Source organism: Enterococcus sp. DIV1411a (assembly GCF_050531945.1).
In the GTDB taxonomy this organism is placed as follows: Bacteria; Bacillota; Bacilli; order Lactobacillales; family Enterococcaceae; genus Enterococcus_B; species Enterococcus_B faecium.
The window spans coordinates 1,239,504-1,262,701 of the sequence record NZ_CP172892.1 but is presented as its reverse complement, the minus strand read 5'-3'; the positions used below and the strand labels follow the sequence as shown (position 1 = coordinate 1,262,701).

Here is a 23,198-nt window from a genome sequence, read left to right as displayed (position 1 = left end):
CCTTTTGATCATCTCTGTCTATTAATATCCTAGCTCATCTAAAAGACGTTTTAAAATACGGAATCGTTCCCCAATCAGTTCTCCGTCTTTTTGTAGTGTATCGTAATACAAAATGATGTCTTCATCGATCTTTGGATTTTTGGTATCTACTTCTACCGTCATTCGGTTCCCTTGCAATCCAATGATGTCTACGACTGGATTTTCTGGATCATAAAATTTTTCATAGCGATAAGCATCTTGGAAGTATAAACTTCCTTGCGCAGCTAAGATCGCTAAATCTAAAATACGTGTGATTGGTAATTCTTCCGACTGTCGTGACCATTTTTCTCCAGTATGTCGCCATACCTTGCCTGAGATATCGACTTTTCCACGATCATTCCACTGAGCAAGGCCCAGAGAAAGCCCTTTTGCGTCCGTATTTAATGCATTTCTTCCATCAACTTTATCATAGTCTTCTACAACGATTACTGGTTTATGTTTTAAATTTGTTGGTATTTCCATTATTTTAACTCCTCATCCTTTTATTTTTAGTAAATAAGTAAATTAGTAGTTTACTCATTTACTAAACTATATGCGACATTATAGAGGATTGAAGTGTGGATTGCAAAGAAAAAGAGCTTCGTTGATAGAAATAAAAACACCATCTCGTTCTTTTACACGCTCATTAGTAACATGTAGAAAGTCCAAGATGATGTTGGAATATTTTTGGTATGTTTTTTGAATAAAAGGAATTATTGCGCTGAAATGGCAATGCCGATGGCTTTTTCACCTAAATGTGTACCAATGACTGGTCCGAAATGACCAATTTCGATTTCTGCATTTGGATATTTTTTCTGCAATTTCTCTTTCTCCGCAATCGCTACTTCTAAATTATTTGCATGTATAACGTAAAGTTTGACTGGCGGTTGTATTTCGTTATTTCTTCTACCAATAATTTCTTCAGCTCGAGCAAATGCTTTTTTACTTGAACGGATTTTTTCGAATAAAACAATTTTCCCTTCAGAAAATGTCAGGATCGGTTTGATTTTTAATAAGCTGCCAATCAGCGCTGCACCATTTGTCAAACGTCCTCCTCGTACTAAATTGTTCAAATCATCTACAATCAGATAAGCGTAGGTATTATCTCGGATTCGATCGACATGTGCAAGTATTTCATCAAGGGACTGACCTTCATCATTTAAGTCTAAGGCAGCTTCTACCATGTGTCCCATCGGCATACTAGTGATCTTAGAGTCATAAGGAATGACCGTTACTCCGCTGATGTCATCTTTCATCGCAAATAATGTGTTGACAAAGCCAGAAATCCCTGAAGAAAGATGGATACTTAAAATCGTGTCATACCCTTTCTCTTTCAATTCCTCATATAAACCCAAAACTTCCCCTACGACAGGTTGTGAAGTAGTAGGAAAATCTTTACTGTTTTTTAAAAGTCCATAATATTCATCCGCTTCGATATCGATTCCTTCGTTATAAATTTTCCCATCCATAATCAAAGGGATTGGAATAACGAATAAGTCGGGATGGTTCTTGATACGTTCCGGCAGATATGCCGAACTATCTGTAACTACTGCAAGTTTCATGTGTTTAATTTCCTCGTTTCAAAGAATTTTTCCAGACCTTATAACTATATCATAAGTAAGATTAGATATGAAACTAAAATTGGAAAATAGAAAAACGACAAGCGTAATCATACGAGTTGCCGTTTTTCAAGTGACAGCAAAAAACGATTAGTTAACCTATTCTTTGCTTCTGCTATGATGTTTAACATTTTTCAACATTCGAAACCCATTTTTTCCGAATTGAGAAAATAAAAATACTAAGCCGCCAATACTTCCTACAGCCACACAATAAATCATTGCATAGCTTTTTGATTCCATTGACAATCGCTGATTCAGCAAAAAGAAAACGGCAAAACATACTGCAAGCATAATCAGGGTGGAGCGGAAAGTTTTTAAGAAAAAATTGCTGATCTTTGCTAAAGGTGCTATTCGGTATTCTTTGCACATAAAGTGATAGCCGCGAACAAAGACAATACCGAATGCTAAGCCATTTGATAAGCTCATCCCGTATCCTCCAACTAATCCTAATCCGATTACTTCGAAGATGACTTTCAGGATAATTGCTTCTACAGTTAATCGGATCGCAAAACGATGGTGATTCAAAGATTGAAGCATCGTAGATTGGATCGTGAATAAAGAGAAAAACAAAGAAGCTAGCAAAGCCATTTGGAAATATCCGACACTTTCAGGATCATAGCCAAAAAACAATGTGTATAGTGGTCCAGCTAATAAAGACATTCCAGTCAATGAAGGAAGAAGAATCAATAACGCAATCGAAAAACTATCTCCTACTGTTTTTTCGATTTGTATCCGATCTTTTTTCTTCATCGTGCTTAATATTGGCAAGCTGCTTATAGCTACTGTTCCTACCATGGAGATCAGGATCAATGTCAATTTATTTGGATTGACAGAAGCACGGCTGAATAAGAATTCCAGTTGCTGATCTGCGATCTCTGGACGGAAAAAGTGAAGCAGTGGTTTCATCGTTACTTGGTCGATCATTTGAACGATAGTAATGACTGAGCCGACAAAAATAAACGGTAGTGTTTCCCGAATGATAGAGACAGAGGCAGATCGGTTTTCTCTTTCGAAATAACGGCTGGAAATCAAAAAATCTTTAAGTTCGAAGAAGTCTTTTCTGCGTCCGACGATATACATATGGATAATCGCAGCTAACCCACCGAAGAAAGAAGCGACTGTACTGATCAATACAGCTTCTAATATGGTTCCGTCAGTCAATACGCGCAAGTAATAAGTACCAGCCAAGATAACGATCACTCGCACAGCCTGTTCGATAATCAAAGAAGTTCCATAAGGCCGCAGATCATTTTTTCCTTGGAAATATCCTCTCATTGCACTAAGAATTGGGATAGCAATCAAAGATGGGCATAAACTTCTGATAGCTAGTATCCCATTATTAACGTTAGCAATCGGACTGATTCCGGCTAGTAAAGGAGCAAATAAATACATCAGTGCAGCAGAGGCGATACCGATGACAAACATGATATTGATCGTACTTCTAAAAATCAGCCGACAAGCAGCGTTATCTCCTTCTTTTGTGGCTACAGCTACTTTTTTTGCAATCGCATTTGGAAATCCGACTGTACCAAGCATCAGGAACAATCCATAAGGAAGATAGCCAACATTATACAATGTCGTAGCAAGCATACCATCTTGATTGTTCCCCATCATACTTAGCCAGGGAATCAAATAGACTACCCCTAAAACTTTACATAGAAGATTAGCAAAGGTTAGCCAAAATGTTCCTTGCATCAATTTTTTATTCATTTAAATTCCCTCAACTATTCTTTCATAAAATAAACATCTTCCCTATTATAGCAAAAAATCATAGAAGGACAAATCCCTCTCTAATTCCTAAAATAAAAAAGAGCTTGCATCATAAGCCAACACTAATCTTTTTTATCCCTACGAATAAACTTGCATCCAGAATTGACTGTTGCAAATGCAGTTCGGATAGATCAGTTTGAACAACTTATGTCGCAATCTCTGTTTTTAATAAAATAAAACAGTTTAAAGCATAGACAGCAAAAAGACAGACGCAAGTCCTGTCAAAACTGACAACGCCATCGAACGTGTTTTGTAAGCCACGCCTGCTACTAGAATCATTGCAGCTATTTTGATATTCCAAGCAATATCCAGATGTTCATGAGTAATGAAAACATCTTTAAAAGCTAACGCCGCAAATAATGCCACCGGTACATATTTCATCCAGTCACTGAACCAGGATGGCACTTTTCGATGAGTAAAATAAAGCATCGGGAACAAGCGCGGGATATATGCCACGATGAACAGACAAGCAACTAAAAGTAGCAAATATAATTTAGTCATGGTGATTGGCCTCCTGTTCCGGGAAGTTGAAGAGCGGCTCATTGACATCTTTACCGCGGTCTCTTAGTTTCTTAGCTTTTTCTTTTTTGAATGCCTTCTCCAGCATAAATCCGGCAAATGAAGCAATGACTGTTGCTGCAATCAATCCGAAAGTATTTTGGAATAATACCATGAATACGACCCCTAATACGCCTGAGAATAAACCTGTAAAGATCAGTAGTGCGCTTTTCATCTGCATGATAAACATGAAAATGAACATGGCCGTCAAAGCAAAATGGACAAGGTCAGCATCTACTCGAATCACCGAGCCGAAAAAATTACCGATCATATTGCTACCGGCCCATGCAGTCATTGAGAACCAATTGACATATAAAGCCTTTCTTTTATTCCAGGAAGGGTCAGTTGAAAACTTTAAGTAGTTCACCGCATAGTTTTCATCATTCAGTGATTGAGAAAAGACAGCCAAAAACGTCCGCTTTTCTTTTTTCATAAAACCGGCAAGACTTGCTCCTAATAATGTATAGCGTAATTCTAAAAAGAAAACCATCAATAATGTCGTTGCAAATGATGCTTGCGTCGTAAGCATAGATGCAACTAAAAACTGCGCGCCACCGGAAAAGACCAGAATCGATAACAGTCCTGATAAGAGAGGATCAAATCCAACTTTTTGCAACAATACTCCGCAAGCTAATCCTACTGGTATATAGCTTATACAAAGTGGCATCACTGCATGCAAAGCTTGAAGCCATGGCGCACTTTTCTTTTTGTTCATTAAAATATCTCCTTTAATTACAACAAATAAACAGCGGACTCATTGTAACATAAATTCGCTAAATTGTAGCCGTTTTATTTAAAAACAAGATTATATTTTTCTCATTTTTGCTTCAATTCATGAATAAACGTTTTATTTACGAGAATAATTTGGGTCATATTTATCTGTTTCAATGTATATATACATCTTCTTGTCAGGAAGAGACTGACGCATATTTTTTTCAATATCGTTGATGACCGAGTAAGCTTCATTCTCTTTGTTACCAACGATATCTGCTTTTGCTGCAACTAAAATCTCCGTTGGACTTAAATGAACTGTTTTGATATCAATTAGCCGACTGATTTCAGGTCGTTCAAAGGCTAACTTGATTTTTGACAAATCGCTTGCTGTCACGCTTTCACCGATGATCAGACTATAAAATTCTTTTGCTAGGAAAATGGCGGCTCCCATCAGCAAGAAACCGATCAGCAATCCGCTGATCGCATCAAATGCAGCAATCCCGGTTGCATAAGTCAATATTGTTCCTGCTAAAGCCAAGACCAAACCGATTACAGCACACAAGTCTTCCGTAAAAATAATCAGTATTTCACTGTGTCGACTTTCGCGCAAAAAGCGCATCGTGGAAAGTTTTTCAGTATTCAATTCTTTGATTTCTTTCATTGCCACGCGTAACGAACTTCCTTCGATTACCAAACCAAATAACAGTATTGCTATAACAATGATCGGATTACCCACTTCATGGGATGGATGCGTCAATTTTTCAAAAGCTTCCATCACCCCAAGTGCCCCACCGCCGAAGAAAAGCATCATTGCGACGATTGTACTGAAAAAGTATTTTGCTCGTCCTTCACCAAATTGATGCAACTCGCTCTGTCCTTTATTGGCTTGTTTATCACCGAATAACAGCAAAATCTGATTGCTGCAATCAACGATACTGTGGATGCTTTCGTTTAGCATGGCGGCACTGCCACTGATTGCATAGCCGACAAATTTGCTGATAGCAACTAGAATATTAGCCCCTAGAGCAGCAATTACGGAAAACATTCCGCTTTTTTTAAAATTTTCCATGTTATTTTCCTTCTTTCATCAACTGAACTCACTGAATTATGGCAATATTCGCCCTTTAACAGTTTTTTATGAAACTTATAGTTTAGACAAATTGAAAATGACCGATTGTCCATCATTCAATTTGATCTCTTTGGCACCAGTAGTAGCACTTTTCCCGTCCACAGTAAACATCCAATAGAGTTGATTTTTCTCATCCTGTGAGTGCCCTTCAAGCGAAGTGATGAAGCCGTTATCTTCTTTGACTTCAAAATTTCGTTTCAAAATACTCAGTAAATCATCGCCTTTTTTGAAGACCACTTCTTTTTCCGAAAAGTTTTGACCATTTTCTTGTAACGTGATTGTTGCTTTTTGCGATGTTTTTACTTCCTCCTTTTGGTTGGAAGCCGATTGTGTATAGGTTGTACTGCAACTTGTCAAAATGAGTATACTGACACTCATTGCAAGCAAACTATAAATTATTTTTTTCATTTTTTCCTCCTGAATGATTGTAAAAACGTTTGACGACTGGCAGAAAAACAAGAAAGAACACAACATTGCCTATACTGTGCATCAAATCAAACGACACCCCTTGAAGGTAATAGATCCAAGGTTGAGGCAAACGATATAACAGCGTATCAAAAACGGTCATACCTATTCCGTAAACCATGCCCGCCAGAAAAAAACAGACTCCCTTTAACCATAGATTCCTTTGCACTGTTTTTCTCAAGCAGACGATTGAAAACAAACTCAGAACAACAGTATAGCTGATCCATTGGCCGATGACCCATGGTCCAACACCAAAATAAAAACTGCTGATCGCAATAGAAAGACTCATGACAATTAACGCATCTTTTAAGCTTAAGTAAAGTACTATAAATAAAAAAATAGCAGTCATTGGCTGGAAATTCGGAATAAATTGAAAAGCGATCCTACCTGCTACACAAGCAGCAGACAATAAGCTAAGCTGTGCTATTTTATTTGTGGACATTCCTAATGAAATCCCTCCTTCATCAGCAAGTTATTCACGTCCATTTAGTACATACAGAAAAGACTTGTGACAATTATTCTGGATAACTGCCGCAAGTCCTTTGGAACAGAATTATCTGAATGACATCTGGTAATCCAACTTATCCAATCAGGACTTTCTCACCATTAATGGGACCAAGAATTCGTAATTGATAAAGAAATCAATGACAGATCGTGGGTAGTCTCCAGATGAGATCGACAAGACTGTTTGATCTTTTTCGTTTGTTGTTATCGTTAAAGACTGTCCTTTATCTAATCGTACTTGATAAGTAGTTTCGTTGATCTTTTCCATATCGTAGGATGGATTTTTCATTGCCACGATAAAAATATCATCCAATACTTCATTCGTCAATTCAAATTCGCTCTGAAGATTCAAACGAAGTGGCTTCGTATTGTCTAGTAATGTCTGATTAACGGTAAAACCAAGTGTTCTTGCATGGGCTAATAATTGATTCAATTTGTGATTGAATATCGTGATCTGCCCTGCAGAGAATACTCGATCCACTGACCAGTGTCGGATCAAAGAAAGCACCCGGTCATCTTGGACATTGATTTCCATTGTCTCTGGTGATACGTTTAGGAGACTCATCGATTCCACTTGGTATCGTTGATCGATGGTCGGTAATACAAAGGAAAAGACTAATTCGTTTTGTCCATTCAACGTATAATTGATCGAAAAATGTCTTGTTTTCCATGTGTCATAAGCTGAATTTGACCGTTCCAGACCAATATCATTCAACGGTTTCAGTAATTCATACGTGAAGTATTCGATCAGGCTTGTCTTTCCGATCGTGGAGATTGGTTCTTCATTCAATATAAAACGATCATATGATTCTAATAATTGTGGAAAATCTGATTCGATCAAATCTTTTCTCATACGTAAATCCGCTAATTCTGCTTCCGCTGTTTCAATCAAAATGACGATATCTTGATGATCTTGCTCTTTTCCTTCTAAATACCCGGGATTTTCAGTTATTTCGTAAGCATGGGTGTTTTCTGCAGTATTCGTATTCGTCGGAGTTACTTTTTCTTTTTCGTGTATTTTTGTTTCCTCTAGCATAGGGATTTCTTCTGTGTCATCCAGAGGATTACTTGTTTGTTCTTCCAATGAAGTGTTCGTTTCTTCATGATCTTCTGTTTGTTCTTCATTTTTTGTCCATTCTGCTTCATCGTGTTCATTCATACTCGGAACCTCCTTCATTAGATTGATTATTAGGATTCTCATTGCCAAGATAATTCATCAAGAATTCATGGATTGCTTGACCGAATCCCTCTTTGCTACCGAAATAGCGTCTGATTTGCCTTTGTTCTTTTTCTACGATGGCTGCACGAAGCTGGTCCGCTCTTGCTTCTTGCTGCAATGCTTCTTTTTGCTGCTGAATTGTTTCAGGCGTCTCAATATAAGGAAGCCAGCCTAATTTTTCATTAGATAGTACTTGCTTCTTCTTCTCTAATTCTTGAATTTCTTCCTCGATTTTTTTACGATTCAAGAATCCTTTATTGTCGTTCAAATCAGTCATTTGTCGATTGATTTCTTTTATTTGTTCATCTAAACGTTCAATTTCTGTCTGAGCAGTGATCACCTTTGCGTCTAGCTCATTGATTTTTTTGTCATAGTCCGTTGACTCCGGTTGAGAATATTTCTCCCACTCTTCATCGATCTTAGGCAAAACAAAAATTTCTGGCAGACTTGCATCAATACCGACCGTGGGCCGATCATGGTAATAAGTGCCGATTTTGTAATAGCTCATCGTTGGCGAGATGCTTTCTACTTGTTCCATAAAAGGAAATTCCTGTAAAAAACGATCATGGATCTTACGCATCAGTAATTGATCGATCTCGTGATTTTCATTTGAGCTTCTTTTTAATTCTTCATTCAATCGGCCATTGTATAAACGGTAGATCTCAGGGATATCTTCTTCGCGGACAGCTTTTTCAAAAGCCTGTAAGTCTTCTAATAATTGGGAAAGATTCATGCTTGCTTTTTCTTTGATATCGTAAAAAGAAGACGATTCTTGTCCTGTATCCTGATCCGCGTTCGTCTCCTCTAGTTCGTCTGGCTCATAATTTGCATTTGTATCTGGCTCTTTCATACTACTTGCCTCCTCTTACTCATCTGTTTTTCACTTATTAATACTTCAATAGTACCATTTTCTGTAAAAAATTGTTATAAAAAAGAGCGGGCAATGCTCCATAAAACAGGCTGCACCAAAATTTGGTACAGCCTGTTTTTCGATCAACTAGTCTTTCCATCTGATAGGACAGAATCGAATCCAATGACCTTTATCTTATTTTTTATTTACTAGGCAGATCTCTTGTTGTGAAATGAATGCGCTGATGCTCATCACGAGTTAGCTGCGTTTCTTCGTTTAGATAAGTAAACGTCAATTGTTCCAATTCGGGATCTTCAAGCATTCTTTCATAACCGGTAAAAATCGAACGGATATAGTGTTTATATGCGTTTTTCTTTTTCTGTCTTTTTTTCATGTAGCACCTTCCTTATCAAAAACTATCATACCAATGAATAACTATCTAGACAAGTTGGTTTAAACCATTTTCTTTGTTTTTTTGAGGAATTTCGCTCTTCCAGTTGACGAATCCTCAAAAAAATGAAAAAATGCTTTAGTACTTAAGGAGGGAACCTAGTGAAAAAAATTGGTTTTGATTCAGAAAAATATATTGAAGAGCAGTCAGCGTATATTTTGGAACGAGTGAACCACTATGACAAATTATATTTAGAATTTGGTGGGAAGCTAGTTGACGACAAGCATGCGAAACGTGTACTTCCAGGATTTGAAGAAGATGCGAAAATCAAATTGCTGCAAAAATTGAAAGATCAAGCTGAAATACTGATTTGCGTCTATGCTGGAGATATTGAACGTAATAAGATCCGTGGTGATTATGGGATTACTTATGATATGGATATCTTGCGGTTAATCGATGAATTACGTGGTTATGGCTTATTAATCAACAGTGTCGTTATCACTCGCTATAGTGGACAGCCTGCCACGAAAGTCTTTATCAATAAACTAGAAAGACGAAACATCAAGGTCTATAAACACTCAGAAATCGAAGACTATCCAGTCAACGTAGAAAAAATCGTCTCAGAAGATGGTTTTGGAAAAAATGAGTATATTGAAACAACTAAACCAATCGTTGTAGTGACAGCTCCTGGCCCAGGAAGTGGAAAGCTCGCTACTTGCTTGAACCAACTGTATCATGAAAGCCAAAAAGGACATGCAGCTGGTTACTCCAAGTTCGAAACTTTCCCAGTATGGAATGTTCCGTTGAAACATCCGCTGAACATTGCTTATGAAGCAGCCACAGTCGATCTAAAAGATGTCAATATGATCGATTCCTTCCACTTTGATGCCTACAATAAAGTAGCTGTGAACTATAATCGGGATGTTGAGACATTTCCTGTAATCAAACGTATTATTGAAAAAATTACTGGTAAAGAATCTGTTTATCAATCTCCTACTGACATGGGTGTGAATCGTGTAGGATTTGGGATCGTGGATGATACCGTTGTCCAAGAAGCCTCTAAACAAGAAATCATCCGTCGTTATTTCCAAACAGAATGCGACTTCAAAAAAGGATTGATCGATGAAGAAGCAGTTAATCGAATCAAACTGATTATGGAAGAAGTCGGTTTACGTCCTGAAGACCGAAACGTGGTAGTCCCTGCCCATGACTATGCAGATAAGATTCAAGCGCAAAGTCCTACAAAAGATCCTTCTGCTGTGATTGCAATCGAATTACCAGATGAAGTCATCATTACCGGGCGTACAAGTTCATTGATGGATGCGTCAGCGGCAGTTATCTTAAATGCAGTAAAACATTTAGCCCATATCGCAGATGACATTCCTTTATTGTCACCATTAGTTCTTGAAACAATACAAGGATTGAAATCAAAGACACTTCATTCCTCTTTGGATGCACTAAGCATCAATGAAGTCTTGATCGCTTTATCAATCAGTGCAGTAACGAATCCAATCGCTCAAGTTGCTTATGATAAACTAGCTGAACTTGAGGGAGCACAAGCCCACTCTACTGTGATGGTCAATAAAAATGATGAACAAACATTGAAAAAACTAGGAATCGATATTACCTGCGCACCTGTCTACCCTTCCGAAAATCTATATTACCAATAGAAAAAGTTTACTTATAAATGTTGAAAACGAAACTATTAGCTTAATCAATAGTTTCGTTTTTTATAGACTTTACTAAGACGTTACACTTTTTGAACCTTTTATTTTGTTCGCTTTATTTTCTAATGGAAAATGAATGCGTTTCACTCTAAAAAAGTAATGAAAATTTCACTAAAGATTAGTATTTTATTTGCAAAACAGGTAAAATAAAACGGAATTTGGAATAGGAGTGATTATTTGGGTTATTTATTAGGTATTATTGGTTTATTTGTCACATTAGGGCTTGCTTTTTTGATCAGCAGTAACAAAAAAGCAATCAAATTGAAACCACTAATTGTGATGTTCGTTTTACAGCTTGTTCTTGGTTTCGTATTATTACGTACAACTTTTGGTACAGCGGTTGTTTCTGTATTGGCAAAAATGTTTGATCATCTTCTTGCTTTTGCTGGGCAAGGTGTTGACTTTGTTTTTGCCGGTGTAGCAAATAAAGGAAGTGCACCTTTCTTTCTTTCCGTATTGATGCCAATCGTATTTATTTCTGCTATTATCGGGATTTTACGCTATATCAAGATTCTTCCATTATTTATGAAAGCTGTTGGTCTAGGATTAAGTAAAATCAACGGGATGGGCAAATTGGAATCTTATAATGGAGTAGCTTCTGCTATTTTAGGACAATCGGAAGTTTTTATTTCCATAAAAAAGGAATTACCCTTCCTATCTGAGAAACGTTTGTTCACCATGAGTGTATCGGCTATGTCTACAGTTTCTATGTCGATCGTCGGATCTTATATGGCACTGATCGATTCTAAATATGTGATCACTGCCCTTGTTTTGAACTTATTTGGCGGTTATATTCTGGCTTCAATTGTAAATCCCTATGTATTAGAAGAAAAAGAAGATGAGCTGATCATTGAAGAAAACAAAGAACAGACATTTTTCCAAATGTTGGGAGAATACATTCTTGATGGTTTCCATGTGGCGATCACGGTTGCTGCTATGCTTATCGGTTTTGTTGCTTTGATTGCCATGATCAATGCTATCTTCCACGGGATATTCGGCATCACTTTCCAAGAGATCCTAGGTTACATCTTTGCCCCTCTTGCCTTCATCAGCGGAATCCCATGGAAAGAAGCAGTGGATGCCGGTAGTATCATGGCGACTAAACTGGTTACAAATGAATTTGTTGCTATGACAGAATTAGCAAATGGTAATTTCCATTTTACTGAGCGTACAACAGCAATTATATCTGTCTTCCTCGTTTCATTTGCCAACTTCTCTTCTATCGGGATCATTTCTGGTGCGATGAAGGGATTAAATGAAGAAAAAGGAAATCTTGTCGCAAAACACGGATTGAAAATTTTGCTAACAGCGACTTTAGTCAGCTTTTTAAGTGCTATTGTGACTGGCTTGCTGGTATAATATACAAAAAAGCAAAGTTGCTTTTAAAAGCTTTGGAAATATTTTCCAAAGCTTTTTCACTTGTTCAATCATCAAAGGAGAAATGACAATGAATTATTGCTATGTATTTATCGGTCCTTCTGGTTCTGGAAAAACTTCACTCGCAGAAGCTATTTTTCAGCCGGAACAAAAGATCATTACTTACACGAATCGATCACCAAGACCTGGGGAAAAAGATCAAGAGGATTATTATTTTGTTTCTGACAATACATTCAATCAGATGATCAAGGGAAATGAGTTTGCAGAGTGGGACCAATATGCTCAACATAAATATGGTTCCAGTAAAGCAGAAATTAAAAAGAAACTGACAGTAGGAAATTGTTACGCCGTTTTGACAGCAAATGGTTTTTGGCATTTATATGAGTATTTCGGGACGGTAGTCCGTCCTATCTTTATTACGATCTCTAAAGAAATATTGCAATCGCGCCTGAAAAAACGTGGAGATTCATCTGAACAGATTTCAGCCAGAATGGCGGTTTATGTAGAAGATTTAGCACAGTTGAAACGTTTGAAAGCTATCCCCTCACTTTTAGTCGTGTCAAACGATGGAACGTTCCAAGAAGCTGCAGATAAAATAAAAAAAGGATTATTGATATAAATGTATCGAATAATACTCGTAGGATAAGCCGAGAGGTCGTGACAAAAGCTATGTCACGACCTCTCGATGAAGGGAGTTTCAGAAAGCAGCTGTTTCGTAAAATACGCTAAAATTCCACAAAAATTTGAGAAGCATTTTCGGAAATTCTTTCTTGTTTTTTGAAGCTGGCCACTTCTGTTACAACCTCTTGGCTATCATATGATTGTTTTTTTCAGTAGTGTTAATGTCTTTATCTTTGCTCAGATGATTTTATAGTCAATTGATGATTATTTGATATGCTTTTCTTTCGCCGTGTTCAAAAGGAAATTCAATCATCCCTTGATAAGTGAATCCAGCAGAATAGATGGTCTTTTCCATCGGTTCATTAGCTGGATAAGTATCGATACGGATATCTTGGATATTTTTGCTGGCTGCAATCGTCAACAAATGTTCTAAGAACGGTTTTGCTAGTTTTTTTCCTCGAGTACTTTCTGCTAAAGCGACACGATGAATCGATAAATAAGAACCAGTTGATTCTTTCCAACTACCATCTATTTTTGTGTAAACGGGATCCACGCCTGAGACTAATGCAGCTGTTCCAGCAATTTGATCTTCCACTATTAATACATAGCTTTCTTTTCTTTCAATATCGTTCAAAATCGTTTCTTTTGTTGGTTTCTGCCCGTTTTGCCATTGAGGAGAGCCTTGCGAAGCAATGAAATCTGCTGCGGCATTAATGATTTCTACCACTTCTTTTACTTCTTCTTTCCTTGTTTGCCGAATATACATCCAGTTTCCTCTTTTCTATTCCTTTTTCATTTACATTATCTAATCATTGGATCACTTCATATAGTTCCTGAACTTTTGAATAATATTTAAGCCAATCTTTTGGATGATCTAGCAGGTGACTAATAAGTTCTAAATGATGCATAAGTGACCACTTTTTCAACACTCCCAGTCCAGGGAATTTTTGTTGCTGGTAAAGAGCCAATAATTCAATCATTCCTGAAGTAATCAAGAGTTGATGATGGTGACGCATGATCCATTTTTTCATTTTATCTCCTGCTTCAAGAAACTTCAATGCTTGGTCTTTAGCAGAGTCGTTACTGTCAGAGACAAAATGTTTCACGCGTATATTGCCGTAAGCATCAATATACGTTAGATGGATAGCAAGCGCTCGGCTAGGGAACCCTTTATCGAAATAACGGCTACCTTCGATCGTGAAATCAGAAAATCCAATATATCCGTCTGCGTGGAAAAAAAGATAGTCATCACTAAAAAAGTCATCTGTTTTATCTGCATAACTTTCAACATGCTTTCTCGTTTGAAAAGAGTCACGGATCACAATTTTGTTTTCGGGCAGCCAGATGCGAAAGCGACTAGTATCTGGTATCAAAAATTTCGAATCAACTCCTGCCAGCTGTTTCCACACCTCTGTATCTTTTGGGTAGTGCTGTCCATCGAAAACAAGAAACGCTGGAGGTGAATCCAGTACTTCACTGAGATTTTCTGGCGTTAAGATCTGTGCAGGGACGACAGAGCTATTTTCTTTGACTTTCCAACTGTGCACATGCTGATCGAATAATTTGAATTGTCCTACTTGGGGATTTTGGATCACAGCGATTGGATGGTGCTTTTTTTGAAATAATTCGATCACATTTTTAAGCGTAGCGGAATCACGTACTGGTTCGATCACTGGTTGGATTTTATTGGAGAGCAATCCTCGCGACAGTGCTTCTTTTAATGCTAATAGGTCAAATTGTTTTCCTCTTAAATAAGGATAGTACATATTTTTCACTCCAATGACTCTGTAGGCAACCGACGGATCTGCTGTTGTTGCCTCAAATATTCATAATCATGCTGAAGCGCGATAACTTCTTCTTGCAACTCATTGATTGCCTGACTAGCTATTTCCTCTAAAAACCGTTCATAATATCGTTCGTTAGAAAATGGATTTTGGTTTTCTGAACGTCTTTTCAATTCTTTGTACAATTGATCTGTTGGAAAATATTTTACGCCTCGCTCCATTTGCTTTGCTTTTCTTACTTCCCTGAATAAAGAAGCCATGAAGCGGTTTGTCAAAGCTTCTTCCGGTACAGCAAGCTCTTTCTTTGCTGCTTTTTTCGCAATCAGAAATGTACCAGAGGCAGGCATCTCCTCTTCAACCGTGTACGGACGATACACTAAAACACCTATTCCTGTAGGGATTTCAGTTTTTACTTCTTCATATAGTTTACTTGGTAAAACAAAATAATTATAATGTCCAACAAATGACAGTTTGGCTGTAGAGCGAAAATCTGCTTTTGTCACTTTCAGCTCATAGCATCGCCATTCTCGGCTTCCATCAAATTTTGTCAAGCAGCTAAGCGTATCTACAATTCCTTGGTCATCAGGCATCGTGACTTCTTCTACAACCAAGCCGCCTTGCTCGATGCAATATTGGTATAACGAGGATTCTATTTCGATGGTTAGCGGGGTCTTCATGTTTTCTACCTCCGAACATATTTTCGATTTACATTTTACATGAAATGGTTTTAAAATACTAGGCAGAATATACAAGAAACAAAAAATAGAAATGGTGCCAGCCACGCTAGCACCATTTCTATTTTTCAGATTGACTGATGGATAGAACGTTTTTCTAAATACTGTTGCACTTTTTCGATCCCGATACAAATGACCCAATAAATCAGTGCAACTAAAATATAGAGAGAAAAATAATCGAATGTCCGACCGCCTATGATCTTTGCTTTTTGAAATATTTCTGGCACTGTGATTGTTGCTGCTAACGAAGTACCTTTCACTAGATCCATAGCTACGTTACTGAGTGCCGGTACCGAGATTCGAAAAGCTTGCGGCAAAACGATATATTTCAATACCCCAAAGAAAGAAAAACCAGAAGCTAAACCAGCGTCCCACTGACCTGAAGAAACGCCTGCTAGTGATCCTCGATAGATTTCACCAATAAATGCACTGCTGGTAATCGTAAAGCAGATGACTGAAGCCGTTAAGGCACTTAATTGATAAGGTAACCCGAAATATAACAGAAACAGCAGGACTAGCGCGGGAATGCCTCTAAAGAACGATAAATAAAAACGAATAAATACATTCAGAGGCAGCCAATCCAAAAGACCTAAAACTGTCAAAAGCAACCCTACCAAATTTCCTAAAAGAAACGACACGAAGCCAATCCCTAATGTGTATACCAAGCCCTGCAGTACGAAAGGAAGCGAAGTCCACATGAGGGAAAAATCAATTAGAGGAAAGTACATCACTCACTCACCGACTCAGCCATCGTTTCTTTCGGTTTGACTGAAACATCAGTTTGAAAATATTTTTCAGATATTTTCTTTGTCGTCCCATCTTCTTTCATCTCTTTTAATACGCCATCGATTTTCTTTTTCAGAGCATCATTTCCTTCTTTCAATAAAAAACCACTTTCGTTTTCATTGAAATAAACGTTCTCCAGTATTTTTACAGGGATATCTGGTAAAGCAGATACGGCCATTTTCTGCAGATAATAATCATTTAGAATAACATCTGTTCGACCATTTGCTACATCGCTTAAATACTGATCATTCGTGGCATTGTCATATGTGACTAATTTAGCTCCGTGTTTTTCCGCTAAACGCATATAGCTAGTATTGGGTTCGCCAGCTGCTTTTTTCCCTTTAAGATCTTCAAGTGAGTGGATTCCTGAATCATCTTTTTTTCGTACGATCATACTGTCAAATGAATATTTGAAAGGCTCTGAAAGGGAGAATTTTTTTTCTCTTTCTTTTGTGATACCAAAATCGTTCGCAGCAAAATCTGACTCTCCTTTTGAAACAGAAGTGATTTGTCCATCCACGTTGTATTCTTTAAAGGAGATTTTGACATTTAACCGTTTAGCCACCTCTTTTGCCAAATCTACGTCATAACCAACTAATTCATTTTGATCATTATAATAAGATGCGGGAAACAGTGTGCCAGAAGTCGCTACTACTAATTCTTTCTTTTTTTCTACATTACTCCAGCTGTTATCTTCCTGATTAGCGGCAGCTGTACCGCAAGCGCTTAAAATAAAAAAGGCACTAGTTATTAGAGCAAACAATCTTTTTTTCTTCATTCTTCTTCTCCTTGTTTCTGCTATTTCCATGGGTTTGGTAAATGGAACTGATGATTTGCTTCAAATAGATAGCCGATTTGAAATAGCAAATCTTCTCTTCCTCTGGCAGCCATAAATTGGATTCCTAGAGGCATGTTTTCTTTTGTCAAATGAGTAGGCAAGCTGATTGCTGGTTGTCCAGTCAGATTAGCCAACTGTGTATAAGGTGTGATCTTCAAGCTCTCCTCAAACATGGAAGAAACAACGTCTAAAGCTTCTACTTCAGAACAATCAGTGATGTGTTCCATCTGTGCTCTTATCGCATCACTTTGCAAATCTTCGCTGATTTTAGGGGCGGTAAATGCAGTCGTTGGTGAAAGGAATAGATCGTATTCTTGATGTAGGTTTTCCATGACAATTGCTGCTTCATCCCATACATGCAGAGAATCGATGTAAGTAGCGGCAGAGAGCTTCTGACCATATTGGAACAAAGTCCAAGAAATGGGTTCAAGTTCTTCTTTTCTGACAGCTCGCTGGATGCCTGTTTCAATCGAGCGGATCATTGCTGCTGTTTCTGCGCCATTCATCTGATAATAAGACGTGATCAGTTTACGACCATCTAGTGGGTAAGGAATCTCTGTCAAATCATGCCCTTCTTTTCCAAGGAAATCTACAGCTTTTTTTACAGCAAGTACTGCCTCTTCACTAATCTGTGAGTGGATCGGTGAATCAACACAAAAAGCTATCTTCAACCGTTTTTTTCTTGGATGTGTTTGCCACTCAACTGGCGATACTTGATATGGCGCACCGGAATGGATACTTCTCATCCCATAAAATAAAGCCTCCGTGTCTCTCATAGAAACTGTCAAGCCGAAATCAATAGCAGCTCCTTGCCATCCTCTCCAAGCATATGGACCAACTGGCATCGTCCCTCGCGAAGGTTTCAGCCCAATCAATCCGCAAAACGAAGCGGGTATTCTAATAGAACCACCGCCATCACTAGCACCAGCTAAAGGAACGATTCCTGATGAAACTGCAGCAGCAGCTCCTCCACTTGATCCGCCCGGTGTACATTCAAGGTTCCAAGGGTTTCTTGCTGGGCCATAGATGACTGGGTCTGTAATATTTTTGAAACCAAACTCTGACGCATTGGTTTGTCCAAAAGGAACTAGACCTATCGCTTCTGCTTGCCGCACATAATTAGATGTATGAGAAGCTCGGTGTGTTTCAAATAAACGAGATCCTGAAGTAGCTAGCCATCCCTTTTTTTCTTGACCGAGCATTTTTAAAGGAAATGGGATACCAGCCAATGGCCCTTTTTCTGACTGGGGAATCAATAGCTCGTGGGAATTACTCTCGAATGGTTCAAGCGCGACAAACGCATTCAATTCATGATTTTGCTTCTTTATTTTTTTCTGTATATCCGTAACTAGTTCTTGAAAGCTAAATTCTTTTTCTTTAAGCTCTTTTGCTAATTCTGTTGCATCATTCATATTATCCTCCTTTTTGCCTCTGTTATTTTCCCACAAGTTCGTCTAACATACAATGAGTACGCTTGCACAGGAATGAACAGACGAGTGTTTTTTATAAAAAAAGACGAAGATCAATCATGACCTTCGTCTCTTTGCTATGAAATGGTGCGTAATTTGCCTTTAAATTCGTCAATTGACGTATATCCTTTTTCTGACATAATCTGCGTTAATTCTTTTATGATTCTAGAAAAAATTTCCGGCCCTTCTTTATGAAGCTCGGTACCAATCTGTAACATGCTTGCGCCACATAGCAGATGTTCAAATGCATCTTGTCCTGTCCGAATCCCACCTGTACCAATGATTTGGATTTCTGGTTTCAAACGTGTATAAAAAGCGCGAACATTTGCCAAAGCAGTCGGCTTGATATACTCTCCGCCAATGCCGCCGAACCCTTCTTTTGGTTTGATGACTACTGCTTCTTGTTCTGTATCGATATACAAACCATTGCCCACACTGTTGATAGCATTGACATAGGTCAATGGAAACTGATTCAAGATATCAGCCATCTGATCAAAATGAGCAAAATCAAAATAAGGAGGCAATTTGATTCCTAGCGGCTTAGAAAAGATGCTGAATACTTCTTTCAGTGTTTCATAAGTGGCCTCAAAATCGTAAGCTAGTTGTGGTTTTCCAGGCACATTGGGACAAGATAAATTTAATTCAGTGATCCCATTAAACCCACTTTTTTCTATTTTCTCAAGCATTTCCAAGTTTTCCTGGACACTCATCCCGGCAATGGAAAAAAATAACGGTTGATTTTGGTTTTCCTGCACTTTTTCATACGCAAGAGCATACTCTAGATAATAAGAAAAACCTAGGTTTGGAAGCCCCATAGAATTGATACTGCCTAAAGGAACATCAAAATAGCGTGGTTCGGGATTTCCTTTTCGTTCATTGATCGTACAGCTCTTAGTGATAAATGCTCCTGCTTCTGAATGAGCCAGTTCATCTAATTCCTGGGTAGTCATGCAGTGGACACCAGATGCATTCATCAAAGGATTGGCAAAGATATGATTGGCAAAGGTCGTTTCTAAACTCAAGTAAATCGCTCCTTCAAACAAGTTATTTTATCTAGTGTATCATGACTAAAAGAAAAATCAACTCTTGTTTTCCGAAGAAATTCTTAATCATCTTGTTCAGTTGACAGTACTTCGCCTGTTTGGCTATTGATCTTGACTGATGTACTTTGATTGCCGTCTTTTACTTTGACTTCCCAATAAGTAGTACCTAAATCTTTATCCAAATCCCAATCTGTTACCGTACCGCTTCCTACTTTGTCGACGGCGATTTTTGCTGCTTCCTCAATCGTGATCAATTTATCAACATCCAGACCATCTTCTTTTTTCTTTTGACCATTTTGTTCATCTCGATCTAGAGTTCCTGGATTCTCTGTCTCCATTTTTTCATTTTGAGCATCAATTCTTGCTTCGTATTCTTTTTGATCATCGACACCTTCTATCTTGTAGAAGTAAGATCCCCAATCACTATCTAATTCCAAACTAGTAATTGCAGTATCTGGGTATTTATCTTGGAACAATTCGATTGCACGAGCTGCAGACACTTTGATATCTGACTGAGTACTTGCTTCACTAGAACTTTTTGTCTGGCTAGACGAAGATGTGCTTGCTTTTGTTGAGGAGTCCGATACCTGTGAAGAGCGCTGTTCGCTACTGGAAGACGTATTCCCAGATGTGCCTTGATTGGTATTTGATTGACAAGCAGCTAAAAACAAAGCTGCAAATAAACTAGTATAAATAACAGTTTTTTTCATTGATTCGATCCCCTTTGTAATAAAATAGTATTCTATTACAAGTATAACGAAGAAAAAATTTTCTGTCATGTTTAAAAATTAAAGTCAAGTCCATAATCCTGTGTAAAATACTATACAATGTTTTACCGGTCTCTCATTGATCAAACTTAATATATTTTCTTGTAGAACTGAGCCATTCGTCATGAAGGTCCATAAGGACAGCTCCAATTAATCGATTGGCAGACGTTCGGTTGGGAAAAATCCGAATAATCTTTTCTCTTCTGCGGACTTCCTGGTTCAGTCGTTCAAGAAGGTTGGTGCTTTTTAGCCGATTATGACTATTTCCGATAACCGTGTATTGAAAGGCATCTTCGAAGCCATTATCCAATATTTCGCAGGCTTTTGTATATTTAGGCTGGTCGATATATTCACCGACTAAGGCATTCTTAGCTGTTCGAGCGAGTTCAATATCCGTAAACTTAAAGATCGCTTTTACTGCTTCTCTAAACGGTTTTGAATTCTTTTTTGGAATGGAACTGAAGATGTTTCTTAAAAAATGGACCTGGCATCTCTGCCAACTTGCGTTGGTAAATGACTTACGAATCGCAGACACTAGGCCTTTATGGGCATCAGAAATGATGAGTTCTGTCCCCTTTAGGCCGCGTTCTTTTAAGTATTCAAAGAAGATGGACCATGTGTCATCACTTTCTTCATTTTGAATCATGAAGCCAATGATTTCACGGTCGCCACCTTCTGTTATCCCGATCGCAATATGGCAGCTTTTAGAAAGCACTCGATGGTCCTCACGGACTTTTATGTAGAGAACATCAGTCATCAGATAAGGATAATTCGTACCTGAGAGTGAACGGTTCTGCCATTCGTTGACCATCGGGTCTAACTGCTCAGTCAGGCTAGAAACAAAAGATTTCGATACAGATTTTCCACATAGCTCTTCAACAATCTTTGAAACTTTACGTGTCGAAACGCCCGAAACATACATCTCAAGCATTGAAGCGAGCAGTGCCTTTTCATTTCGCTGATAACGCTCAAACACCGTCGGTGAAAATTCACCATCACGTGTTCTAGGCACTTTTAATTCGAGTGTACCCACACGAGTCGTAAAGTCTCGCTCATAATAGCCATTTCTTTGACTCTGACGACTTTCTGAACGTTCATAGTCATCGGCTTGAATATATTCTGTTCGTTGATTTTCCATCAATTGGTTGAAAACAGTGGTTAAAATATTTTTAGAAACATTATCTTTTACCGAATGTTCAATAATACTTTGAACCTCTTCGTTGTTCAGTGTAAAATGTACTTGGGTCATGTAACGTCCTCCTGGGTATGTTTTTGTGGTTAAAAACATTGTACCGTAAAAGGGCTGTTACATGGCCTTTTATCTTTTACACAATTATATGGACTTTATCAAAATTAAAGAACCAAACTTTTATTATGAAAATATAAAGAAAAAGAAACTAAGCTTTAGAGACAATCCTAGAAGTTAGACAAAAAATCTCACTTCTGGAGCATCATAAGACTTAGCTTCTTTTTAAATAGTCTTTAAACAGTACTTTTGCCTCAATTATGCCCGATGCATTGGGATGTCATTGTTTCCAGGTTGAACAAGCAAATATTGAATCACATCGATATTACTTGATTCAAATGAAGCTGCACAAGCTTGTAAATATAGATCCCACATTCGATAGAAGGAATCACCCATTTCTTTCGTGACTTGATCTTGGACTTGATGAAAATTCTTTGTCCAATGTTCTAATGTCAATTGGTAGTCACGACGTAAGCTTTCCAAATCAATCAGTTGCAAATCGTTTTTTGTAATATTATCAACTAATTCAGTAACACCAGGGACATAACCGCCAGGGAAAATATATTTATTGATCCAAGCATTTGTCGCACCGCCTTGTTGTCGGCTGATTCCATGGATCAAAGCTGTTCCTTTTGGTTTCAATAAATCTTTTACCACTTTGAAATAACCTTCAAGATTTTCAGAACCTACATGTTCGAACATACCTACACTTGTGATATGATCAAACGTTTCGCCTTTTAGTTCGCGGTAATCCATTAATAATACACGGCATTTATCTTCTAAATGTTCTTCTTTTATTCTTTTGGTAATCAAATCGTATTGTTCTTCACTTAGTGTGATCCCAGTTGCCTTGACATTATACTCTTTGGCAGCAGTGAACATCAATGTTCCCCAGCCACAACCGATATCAAGCAACGTTTCGCCTTCTTTGATAAAGAGTTTGTCTAAGATATGATGGACTTTATTGATTTGTGCTTGTTCCAACGTATCTTCAGGTGTGTTGAAATAGGCACAAGAATAAGTCAAAGTTGGATCTAGCCAAAGTTTATAAAAGTCGTTACCTAAGTCATAATGCGCATGGATATCTTCTTTGTTTTTTTGTTTCGTATGTTTTTCTTTCTTTGGCAGCCATTTTAGATAATCTTTTCCTCGTAAAAAGCTGTTTGCTTGCTGATAAGCATCGTTGATCAATGCTTGGATACTTCCCTCGATCTCGATTCGATGATCCACATAGGCTTCTCCTAGTGCCAAAGAAGCGTTACTTGTAATCTCTTTCATTGGGATTTCTTCATGGATATTGATTTTGATTTGGGGAGGAGTGTCCGTATCTCCGTATTGTTTCGTTGTACCGTCCCAATAATTTACTTCGACAGGGAGCGAGAAAGAACGTGAAAATAATTGATTGTATAAAGTTTTCTCTAACATGATTTTCCTCCTTAAAAAAACTACCCTATTACGTTAATACTAAAAAAGAAAAGAATCAACTAAGAAGTTTAATTTTTTCAGAAATTTTTCAAAAACTACTTTATTTTTCATTTTTTTCACATTCATTGTCGCACAAATCACTTA

Annotated in this window: 24 protein-coding genes; 3 read left to right on the top strand and 21 right to left on the bottom strand. The window is 37.8% G+C overall.

From position 1 onward, the window contains the following. Positions 1-21: 21 nt before the first annotated feature. The 11 genes from IGJ87_RS06085 to IGJ87_RS06035 all read right to left on the bottom strand — a co-directional run bounded on the left by IGJ87_RS06085 (position 22) and on the right by IGJ87_RS06035 (position 9,240). Entirely contained in the window at positions 22-501 is a 480-nt protein-coding gene (locus tag IGJ87_RS06085) for a DUF6530 family protein (protein ID WP_002286073.1), read from the bottom strand. 230 nt (positions 502-731) lie between these two features. Further along, positions 732-1,580: a DegV family protein gene (locus IGJ87_RS06080; protein ID WP_002298432.1), complete on the bottom strand. Its 849-nt coding sequence runs from the start codon at positions 1,578-1,580 to the stop codon at positions 732-734. A gap of 156 nt (positions 1,581-1,736) precedes the next feature. Next, the gene (locus IGJ87_RS06075; RefSeq protein ID WP_002302018.1) at positions 1,737-3,347 is read right to left on the bottom strand and encodes a polysaccharide biosynthesis protein; all 1,611 of its coding nucleotides are present in this window, start codon (positions 3,345-3,347) and stop codon (positions 1,737-1,739) included. Positions 3,348-3,590: 243 nt separating this feature from the next. Next, positions 3,591-3,908 (bottom strand): AzlD domain-containing protein, encoded by a 318-nt coding sequence (locus IGJ87_RS06070; RefSeq protein ID WP_002295896.1) that lies wholly within the window; start codon positions 3,906-3,908, stop codon positions 3,591-3,593. Next, positions 3,901-4,680, bottom strand: coding sequence for an AzlC family ABC transporter permease (locus IGJ87_RS06065; protein ID WP_002295898.1), 780 nt, complete (start codon positions 4,678-4,680; stop codon positions 3,901-3,903). The genes IGJ87_RS06070 and IGJ87_RS06065 overlap by 8 nt, the downstream gene beginning before the upstream one ends. Positions 4,681-4,812: 132 nt before the next feature. Beyond that, on the bottom strand, positions 4,813-5,748 hold the full coding sequence (locus tag IGJ87_RS06060) for a cation diffusion facilitator family transporter (RefSeq protein ID WP_002295900.1): 936 nt from the start codon (positions 5,746-5,748) through the stop codon (positions 4,813-4,815). 75 nt (positions 5,749-5,823) lie between these two features. Beyond that, complete coding sequence (locus tag IGJ87_RS06055; protein WP_002295902.1) at positions 5,824-6,216, bottom strand: DUF4430 domain-containing protein; 393 nt, start codon at positions 6,214-6,216, stop codon at positions 5,824-5,826. Then, positions 6,197-6,715, bottom strand: a complete 519-nt coding sequence (locus tag IGJ87_RS06050) for a membrane protein (protein ID WP_002295904.1) — start codon at positions 6,713-6,715, stop codon at positions 6,197-6,199. The genes IGJ87_RS06055 and IGJ87_RS06050 overlap by 20 nt, the downstream gene beginning before the upstream one ends. A gap of 147 nt (positions 6,716-6,862) precedes the next feature. After that, on the bottom strand, positions 6,863-7,936 hold the full coding sequence (locus tag IGJ87_RS06045; protein WP_104858058.1) for a hypothetical protein: 1,074 nt from the start codon (positions 7,934-7,936) through the stop codon (positions 6,863-6,865). After that, the gene (locus IGJ87_RS06040; protein ID WP_002302013.1) at positions 7,929-8,846 is read right to left on the bottom strand and encodes a coiled-coil domain-containing protein; all 918 of its coding nucleotides are present in this window, start codon (positions 8,844-8,846) and stop codon (positions 7,929-7,931) included. Before IGJ87_RS06040 ends, IGJ87_RS06045 begins: the two co-directional genes overlap by 8 nt. Before the next feature lie 202 nt (positions 8,847-9,048). Next, positions 9,049-9,240: a hypothetical protein gene (locus tag IGJ87_RS06035; RefSeq protein ID WP_002295907.1), complete on the bottom strand. Its 192-nt coding sequence runs from the start codon at positions 9,238-9,240 to the stop codon at positions 9,049-9,051. A 158-nt stretch (positions 9,241-9,398) separates the two neighbouring features. Here IGJ87_RS06035 and IGJ87_RS06030 point away from each other — a divergent pair, with 158 nt between their 5' ends. The 3 genes from IGJ87_RS06030 to IGJ87_RS06020 all read left to right on the top strand — a co-directional run bounded on the left by IGJ87_RS06030 (position 9,399) and on the right by IGJ87_RS06020 (position 12,960). Further along, complete coding sequence (locus IGJ87_RS06030; RefSeq protein ID WP_002295908.1) at positions 9,399-10,907, top strand: DUF1846 domain-containing protein; 1,509 nt, start codon at positions 9,399-9,401, stop codon at positions 10,905-10,907. Between the two features lie 234 nt (positions 10,908-11,141). Next, on the top strand, positions 11,142-12,323 hold the full coding sequence (locus IGJ87_RS06025; protein WP_002302011.1) for a NupC/NupG family nucleoside CNT transporter: 1,182 nt from the start codon (positions 11,142-11,144) through the stop codon (positions 12,321-12,323). Positions 12,324-12,411: 88 nt separating this feature from the next. Continuing rightward, entirely contained in the window at positions 12,412-12,960 is a 549-nt protein-coding gene (locus IGJ87_RS06020; protein WP_002302009.1) for a guanylate kinase, read from the top strand. A 255-nt stretch (positions 12,961-13,215) separates the two neighbouring features. On the opposite strand, the gene IGJ87_RS06015 is transcribed toward IGJ87_RS06020, so the two are convergent. The 10 genes from IGJ87_RS06015 to IGJ87_RS05970 form a co-directional block, all read right to left on the bottom strand. Next, on the bottom strand, positions 13,216-13,728 hold the full coding sequence (locus IGJ87_RS06015; protein WP_002302007.1) for a GNAT family N-acetyltransferase: 513 nt from the start codon (positions 13,726-13,728) through the stop codon (positions 13,216-13,218). 43 nt (positions 13,729-13,771) lie between these two features. Beyond that, positions 13,772-14,728 (bottom strand): sce7725 family protein, encoded by a 957-nt coding sequence (locus IGJ87_RS06010; protein ID WP_002302005.1) that lies wholly within the window; start codon positions 14,726-14,728, stop codon positions 13,772-13,774. A gap of 5 nt (positions 14,729-14,733) precedes the next feature. Then, a complete protein-coding gene (locus IGJ87_RS06005) occupies positions 14,734-15,423 on the bottom strand; it encodes a hypothetical protein (RefSeq protein ID WP_002325714.1) in 690 nt (229 codons plus the stop codon). Between the two features lie 125 nt (positions 15,424-15,548). Further along, the gene (locus IGJ87_RS06000; protein WP_002321153.1) at positions 15,549-16,208 is read right to left on the bottom strand and encodes an amino acid ABC transporter permease; all 660 of its coding nucleotides are present in this window, start codon (positions 16,206-16,208) and stop codon (positions 15,549-15,551) included. After that, positions 16,208-17,044: a transporter substrate-binding domain-containing protein gene (locus IGJ87_RS05995; protein ID WP_002298445.1), complete on the bottom strand. Its 837-nt coding sequence runs from the start codon at positions 17,042-17,044 to the stop codon at positions 16,208-16,210. The genes IGJ87_RS06000 and IGJ87_RS05995 overlap by 1 nt, the downstream gene beginning before the upstream one ends. 20 nt (positions 17,045-17,064) lie before the next feature. Further along, a complete protein-coding gene (locus tag IGJ87_RS05990) occupies positions 17,065-18,516 on the bottom strand; it encodes an amidase (protein WP_002327903.1) in 1,452 nt (483 codons plus the stop codon). 134 nt (positions 18,517-18,650) lie between these two features. Continuing rightward, entirely contained in the window at positions 18,651-19,595 is a 945-nt protein-coding gene (locus tag IGJ87_RS05985) for a dihydroorotate oxidase (protein ID WP_002295918.1), read from the bottom strand. An 83-nt stretch (positions 19,596-19,678) separates the two neighbouring features. Further along, a complete protein-coding gene (locus IGJ87_RS05980) occupies positions 19,679-20,326 on the bottom strand; it encodes a PepSY domain-containing protein (RefSeq protein ID WP_002346575.1) in 648 nt (215 codons plus the stop codon). A gap of 133 nt (positions 20,327-20,459) precedes the next feature. Further along, positions 20,460-21,632, bottom strand: coding sequence for an IS256-like element IS1542 family transposase (locus IGJ87_RS05975; protein ID WP_104775442.1), 1,173 nt, complete (start codon positions 21,630-21,632; stop codon positions 20,460-20,462). A 255-nt stretch (positions 21,633-21,887) separates the two neighbouring features. Beyond that, positions 21,888-23,054: an SAM-dependent methyltransferase gene (locus IGJ87_RS05970; RefSeq protein ID WP_002298451.1), complete on the bottom strand. Its 1,167-nt coding sequence runs from the start codon at positions 23,052-23,054 to the stop codon at positions 21,888-21,890. Between the last annotated feature and the right edge of the window lie 144 nt (positions 23,055-23,198).

Bases quoted from the DNA above. Each gene is read 5' to 3' on its own strand.
- IGJ87_RS06065 (WP_002295898.1), bottom strand. From the start codon at position 4,680: ATGAACAAAAAGAAAAGTGCGCCATGGCTTCAAGCTTTGCATGCAGTG.
- IGJ87_RS06005 (WP_002325714.1), bottom strand. From the start codon at position 15,423: ATGAAGACCCCGCTAACCATCGAAATAGAATCCTCGTTATACCAATAT.
- IGJ87_RS06000 (WP_002321153.1), bottom strand. From the start codon at position 16,208: ATGTACTTTCCTCTAATTGATTTTTCCCTCATGTGGACTTCGCTTCCT.
- IGJ87_RS05970 (WP_002298451.1), bottom strand. From the start codon at position 23,054: ATGTTAGAGAAAACTTTATACAATCAATTATTTTCACGTTCTTTCTCG.
- IGJ87_RS06045 (WP_104858058.1), bottom strand. From the start codon at position 7,936: ATGAATGAACACGATGAAGCAGAATGGACAAAAAATGAAGAACAAACA.
- IGJ87_RS06070 (WP_002295896.1), bottom strand. From the start codon at position 3,908: ATGACTAAATTATATTTGCTACTTTTAGTTGCTTGTCTGTTCATCGTG.
- IGJ87_RS06075 (WP_002302018.1), bottom strand. From the start codon at position 3,347: ATGAATAAAAAATTGATGCAAGGAACATTTTGGCTAACCTTTGCTAAT.
- IGJ87_RS06035 (WP_002295907.1), bottom strand. From the start codon at position 9,240: ATGAAAAAAAGACAGAAAAAGAAAAACGCATATAAACACTATATCCGT.
- IGJ87_RS06015 (WP_002302007.1), bottom strand. From the start codon at position 13,728: ATGTATATTCGGCAAACAAGGAAAGAAGAAGTAAAAGAAGTGGTAGAA.
- IGJ87_RS05990 (WP_002327903.1), bottom strand. From the start codon at position 18,516: ATGAATGATGCAACAGAATTAGCAAAAGAGCTTAAAGAAAAAGAATTT.
- IGJ87_RS06055 (WP_002295902.1), bottom strand. From the start codon at position 6,216: ATGAAAAAAATAATTTATAGTTTGCTTGCAATGAGTGTCAGTATACTC.
- IGJ87_RS06010 (WP_002302005.1), bottom strand. From the start codon at position 14,728: ATGTACTATCCTTATTTAAGAGGAAAACAATTTGACCTATTAGCATTA.
- IGJ87_RS06040 (WP_002302013.1), bottom strand. From the start codon at position 8,846: ATGAAAGAGCCAGATACAAATGCAAATTATGAGCCAGACGAACTAGAG.
- IGJ87_RS06020 (WP_002302009.1), top strand. From the start codon at position 12,412: ATGAATTATTGCTATGTATTTATCGGTCCTTCTGGTTCTGGAAAAACT.
- IGJ87_RS06080 (WP_002298432.1), bottom strand. From the start codon at position 1,580: ATGAAACTTGCAGTAGTTACAGATAGTTCGGCATATCTGCCGGAACGT.
- IGJ87_RS05980 (WP_002346575.1), bottom strand. From the start codon at position 20,326: ATGAAAAAAACTGTTATTTATACTAGTTTATTTGCAGCTTTGTTTTTA.
- IGJ87_RS05975 (WP_104775442.1), bottom strand. From the start codon at position 21,632: ATGACCCAAGTACATTTTACACTGAACAACGAAGAGGTTCAAAGTATT.
- IGJ87_RS06060 (WP_002295900.1), bottom strand. From the start codon at position 5,748: ATGGAAAATTTTAAAAAAAGCGGAATGTTTTCCGTAATTGCTGCTCTA.
- IGJ87_RS06085 (WP_002286073.1), bottom strand. From the start codon at position 501: ATGGAAATACCAACAAATTTAAAACATAAACCAGTAATCGTTGTAGAA.
- IGJ87_RS06050 (WP_002295904.1), bottom strand. From the start codon at position 6,715: ATGTCCACAAATAAAATAGCACAGCTTAGCTTATTGTCTGCTGCTTGT.
- IGJ87_RS05995 (WP_002298445.1), bottom strand. From the start codon at position 17,044: ATGAAGAAAAAAAGATTGTTTGCTCTAATAACTAGTGCCTTTTTTATT.